This window comes from Streptomyces sp. NPDC004561, assembly GCF_053602155.1.
In genome coordinates, this window is sequence record NZ_JBSGDB010000567.1 from 1 (window position 1) to 5,218 (window position 5,218).

Consider the following 5,218-nt stretch of genomic DNA (forward strand, 5'->3'; position numbering starts at 1 on the left):
CAAGGCGGTCACCGTCGTGCCCTCGGCTTCGGCACGTGCGACGAGGCGGGCATGGACCTCGTCGTCGAGCCTGATGTTGATCTGCTTCGTCATACGTATAGCAGCCCGCTATACACTGGGAGCGGTTTGCCGATCTGTTCCGCACGCGAGACGCCGCCGGCGTCCCGGGGCCGGTCGTCATCGGCCGAGCCGCAGTCGCCCTGTGCGGTGCCTCCCGTCGATCAAGAAGCCCGTATCCTGCTGCGGTTACGGGGTGAGGTGACCAGGGGGAGGCGTACGTGCGGCCATTGGAGTCCACGGATCCGGCGGCGATCGGCGGCTACCCGCTTTTGGCGCGGCTCGGCGCGGGCGGCATGGGACAGGTCTACCTGTCTCGCACACCGACGGGCCGCCCGCTGGCGCTCAAGACGGTTCGCCCCGACCTCGCCGCCGCCCCGGACTTCGAGACACGCTTCTCCAGAGAGATCCGCACCAGCGACCGGGTCCGCTCCCCGTGGACCGTCTCGGTGGTGGACTTCAGCCCGCCTGGCCACCGCCCGCAGTGGCTGGTCACCGAGTACGTTGCCGCACCCGCCCTCGCCGACTGGGTCACCGCCCATGGCCCGCTGCCGCCTGCGACCCTGCGTGTCCTGGCCGGCGAACTCGCTGCTGCGCTGGCCGCTGTGCACGCCTGCGGCCTGGCCCACCGGGACGTCAAACCGTCCAACGTCCTGCTGGGTCGTGCCCGCCCCATGCTCATCGACTTCGGCATCGCCCGGGCCGCCGACGACTCCCGCCACACGGCTACCGGGGGCGTCATCGGCTCCCCCGGCTATCTGGCCCCCGAACAGGCCACCCAGGGGACCGTCACCGAAGCGGGTGACGTCTTCTCCCTGGGGGCGGTCCTCGTCTTCGCCGCGACCGGCACCGGCCCGTTCGAACTACCGGGCGAGCAGCCCTCGGCGGCCTCGCTTCTCTACCGCATAGTCCACGAGAACGCGCGCCTCGACGGCATACCGGCCGGCCTGGCACAACTCGTCGCCCGCTGCCTGGCGAAGGAACCGCAGGACCGGCCGCGAAGCGAAGAGCTGGCAGCACTGCTGCGGCAGGAAGGGGACGCCGGCGATCCGCGGGCGGTGGCGTACGGGGCCGGGCCAGTGTCCGGGGCCGGTGCCTGGGAACGGGCTCTCCCGCCCGGACTCGGCGCCGACCTCGCGGCGCGGGAGGCGGAGGTCACCCGCCGGTGCGCGGTGCCGCCGGACCACCCGGCCCCGACGGCCCCCTTGCACGGGGGACGACGCGTGCCGACGACCGCCGAGGCGGTGCTTCCCCCGGCCGCCGACCGTACGGCCCCCGCCCCGGCCCCTTACACAGCCGCACCGTATCCCCCCGCCACCGGCGCGTACCCGCCGGAGCCCCCGGACTCCTCCACCGGACCGTCCCCGCTGCCGCCGTACGGCGCCCACCACCCCGTATACCTCCGCGCACGCCGCCGCATCCGCTGGATGGCCGCCGCTTGTGCCCTCACCGTCGCCGCAGTCGCGACCGGCATCCTGCTGCTGCACCCCTTCGACGTGGCTGCCCGCAGCGACGGCACCACGTCTTCCCCGTCTCTCCCCGACGCCTCTGCTCCCGCCCTCTCCGCCCAGTGGGCCGGCGTGTGGACCGGCACGGGCCCCGGCACCCCGAACGCCGATGGCCAACTGCATCCGCGCACCGACTCCTTCAGGGTGACCCTCACCCTGCACACCGCCGCCGTGGGCGAACTGGCCGGCAAGCAGGTCAGCAACATCACCGAGGTGGGCACCGGCCGGGAGGTCGGCTGCACGGAGGCCCTCGCACTACGGGCCGTGCGCGGCACGACGGCCACCTTCGAAGCGGTCACCAGTCACCCCACCGACCGCGCGGACACGTCACTGCAGTGCGACACCCGCCACCTGTACGTGGTCCAGCTCACCGATGCCGACACCATCACCCTCGGTGAGGAGGGCGCCCAGTCCGCTGGTGCGCCCCAGGCTGTGCACCGCAGTCGCCGCACGTCCTGAGCAGGCCGACAGCAGGCCGGGACTTCCGGGCCGGCTCGGTGCGGAGCACCGGCTTCGCCCCCGAATGGCATCTCTCAGGGCCGCCGGGGGCGGTCGCCCACCGACGGGAGCGGCCGCACGGGCCCCTGCCGGGCCGGAATGCGTTCCAGGACGCCGCCCGCGAAGACGTCGTACAGCGGGAGCGTCTCCAGGTGCACATACCCGATGTGGCAGTCGCACACGGCCAGGGGACAGGGACGCGGGCGGAGTGCCGCCCGGTAGGAGCCGTCGTAGAGGTTACCGAGCTCGGTGCGCACGAAGTGGCAGCGGCGGACCGTGCCTTCCCCGTCGACCGAGACGACCGACTCGCCGGTGCGGCAGGGCAACCCGGCGCTGGCATGGGGATGCCGGCTGTACGGGAACAGGGGGTCGAGGTCCGTCCAGGCAGCGGCGTCCGTGTCGTCGTAGGTATAGCCTTCGGCGGCGTTCACCCACAGGTAGACGTGCTCCGGCAGGTCGGCGCGGAGGCGGCGCGCCTCGCCGAGGTGGTGGGGCAGCCCGACGACGCCGACGCTGTACCGGATGCTCTGTGCCGACAGAGCACGGCACTTGGTCAGGAACCGGTCGTACGGCGTCTGGCCCGGGTGGTACGTGCACCACAGAGCCACGGTGCCGGGGTCGGCGTCGGCAAGCCAGTCCGTGCGGCAGCTGAGGTTGGTCTGGATGGCGACGCGGTGGACGTGCGGCAGGTGGGACAGCTCCACCAGGGCGCGGCGGTACCAGGAGCGCACCAGGCCCTCGCCCCACGGCGTGAACAGGAGTGACAGGTGGTCACCGGTCTGGTCGGCCGCCCAACCGGTGAAGCGGTGCAGGGCCTCGCGGTCGGCGCGCGGTTGGGCGGTTGAGTCGCGGCGCTTGGCGAACGGGCAGTAGGGGCAGTCGTAGTCGCACGAGGCGAGCGGTCCGCGGTAGAGAATGGTCAGGTCCATGTGACTCCTCCCCTCATAAATGAGTGGGCTTCTCGCTATGCCGGTTGGGCTTCGCGGCGGGCCAGCGCCCGTAGAACGTTGATGGCGCCCACGGTGTCGGTGTGCACGGTGTGGCCGCACGAGACGCAGCGGAAAGTCTCCTGTGTGGGCCGGTTCTCCTTGGCGGTGTGCCCGCACGCGGGACACCGCCGGGAGGTGTTGCGGGGATCCACGGCCGTCACTTCCCGTCCGGCGCATGCTGCCTTGGCGGTGAGGATGGTCAGGAACACCCCCATCCGGCATCGGCGATCGAGCGGTTGAGCCCGGCCTTGGCGCCGGTCCCGTTGGGCAGGAAACGGCTCGGCCGTCCGGGGTCCGGCTTGGGCGTGGGGGCCTTGCTCATGTCGCGGATCTTGAGGGCTTCGTGCGCGATGAAGTCGTGCCGGCGCACGAGGTCGAGCGCGGTCTTGTGGGCGTGGTCCAGGCGCCGGCGGCGGACCTCGCGGTGCAGCCGGGCAACCCTCTCCACTGCCTTGCGACGCCGCTTGCTGCCGCGCTTGCACCGGGCGAGGTCCTGCTGTGCGGCTTGAAGCTTCGTTGCCGCTTTCGCCCCGTGGCGGGGGTTGGGCACGAAGGCGCCGTCGGAGGTGGCGAGGAAGTTGGCTATGCCCATGTCGATGCCGACCACGCTGCCGGTCGCGGGCAGCGGCTCGGGGACGGCTTGCTCCGCGGTCAGGATCAGATACCAGCGCCTGCCCTCGCGCTTGACCGAGATCGTCTTGACCTTGCCGACCACCACCCGATGCTGGCGGACCTTGACGTGTCCGACGCCCTGCAAGCGCACGCGGGTGACGGGGTCGTGCGGGGTGGCGTCCCAGCCGCAGCAGTCGCCGTCCTTGGGGAAGTTCACCGTGTCGAACCGCCGGCCCGACCTGAAACGCGGATACCCCGGCTTCTCCCCGGCCTTGATGCTGCGGAAGAACGCGGCGAAGGCCTTGTCCAGACGGCGCAGCGTCGCCTGCTGGGAGGAGAACGACCAGCGGCTCTGGCTCGGCGGATCGAAGGCCAGGATCTCCTTGAGCCGGGCGGACTGCCGGCCGTATCGCACGGTCGTCTTGGAGGCGTGCCGCCAGGCGTCGTGGCGTTCCCGCAACGCGGCGTTGTACAGGGTGCAGTGATCACGCAGCATATCGGCAAGCGCACCCGCCTGGCCCGCAGTGGGCCGCATCAGGAACTTGTACGCACGGATCATCCAGCCCACCCCCCCTCGGTCCTGGTCGTCAACATAGTGCAGGCCACCGACAACGCAGCGAACTCCGGCGTTGCGCGCCCTTGGGACGAGGATGCGTTTACCTCCCCGGCTGAAGCCGGGGATACCCACGCAAGATCAACGGAGGGGCCGCCTACTTGTGTGCGTACGCGGCCATCGCGGCCCGCACGGCCGGGGAGAACAGCCGTGGGCCTATCGCGTCGGAGTGCGCCAGGCCTTCCGGCGTCAGTCTCAGACGCTGCGAGCCGCTGTCCTGCTCGAGCCATGCGAGGTCGGCGAAGCGAGCGAGTTCGGTGCCGAAGTCGTCGACGGGGTCACTGCCGAACTGCGTCCGGTAGTCCGTGACGGCCAGGCCGTCGGCCTGGAGCAAGGATTGCAGGAGATAGCGGCGACGTGCCTCCTGCGGTGTCATGCGGTGGCCGTACTCGGCGTGAGCGAAGTCGGCGGCGGGGCGGGCGACGTAGTCGTCGATGATGGCCCGGACCTCGTGCATGGTGACGGCGTAGTCGAAGGAGTAGTGCAGATCGGCCGTGTACGAGCGGGCGCCGCACCCCAGGCCGATCATGCCGTCGGTCTGGCACGCGTAGTCGTCCGTGCCCAGCGGCGGGGCGTCCGCGCGGCGGAACATGCGCATCGAGGTCTGCACATAGCCGTGTGCGAGAAGGTGGTCGCGGCCCAGGCGGTACAGGCGCAGCCGCTGCTGGTCCCAGGCCGGGTCCGCGCCGGGATGGTGGCGGTCGAGGCCGGTGAGCGGGCGGACGTAGAGCGGATACAGGTACAGCTCCTCAGGGCGCCAGGAGAGGGCGGCGTTCAGCGAGTGGAGCCAGGTGGTGTCCGTCTGGCCGTCGATACCGTAGATCAGGTCGACGTTCAGCACGGGCAGCGCGGTGTCCCGGATCCGGGTGAGGGCCGCCTCCACGTCCGCACGGCGTTGCGGCCGCACGGCGGCGCGGGCCTCGGTGTCGACGAAGCTCTGC

The 5,218-nt window shown here is 71.4% G+C and carries 4 protein-coding genes and 1 pseudogene; 1 reads left to right on the top strand and 4 read right to left on the bottom strand.

All coding sequences use genetic code 11. The annotated features are described in order from the left end of the window. Nucleotides 1-93, bottom strand: a 93-nt coding sequence (locus tag ACWEN3_RS40855; protein WP_452982114.1) for a toxin-antitoxin system HicB family antitoxin, incomplete at its 3' end; no start/stop codon positions are given. A gap of 185 nt (nt 94-278) precedes the next feature. On the opposite strand from ACWEN3_RS40855, the gene ACWEN3_RS40860 reads away from it, so the two are divergent. Then, nucleotides 279-2,024, top strand: coding sequence for a protein kinase domain-containing protein (locus ACWEN3_RS40860; RefSeq protein ID WP_452982106.1), 1,746 nt, complete (start codon nt 279-281; stop codon nt 2,022-2,024). 74 nt (nt 2,025-2,098) lie between these two features. Here ACWEN3_RS40860 and ACWEN3_RS40865 read toward each other — a convergent pair whose 3' ends face one another. From ACWEN3_RS40865 to ACWEN3_RS40875, 3 genes and pseudogenes are all read right to left on the bottom strand, one after another. Beyond that, nucleotides 2,099-2,992: an STM4011 family radical SAM protein gene (locus ACWEN3_RS40865; protein ID WP_452982109.1), complete on the bottom strand. Its 894-nt coding sequence runs from the start codon at nt 2,990-2,992 to the stop codon at nt 2,099-2,101. A 35-nt stretch (nt 2,993-3,027) separates the two neighbouring features. Continuing rightward, nucleotides 3,028-4,223, bottom strand: a pseudogene (locus ACWEN3_RS40870) (RNA-guided endonuclease InsQ/TnpB family protein). Between the two features lie 151 nt (nt 4,224-4,374). Next, on the bottom strand, nt 4,375-5,218 hold an 844-nt coding region (locus ACWEN3_RS40875), incomplete at its 5' end, for an STM4012 family radical SAM protein (protein WP_452982112.1).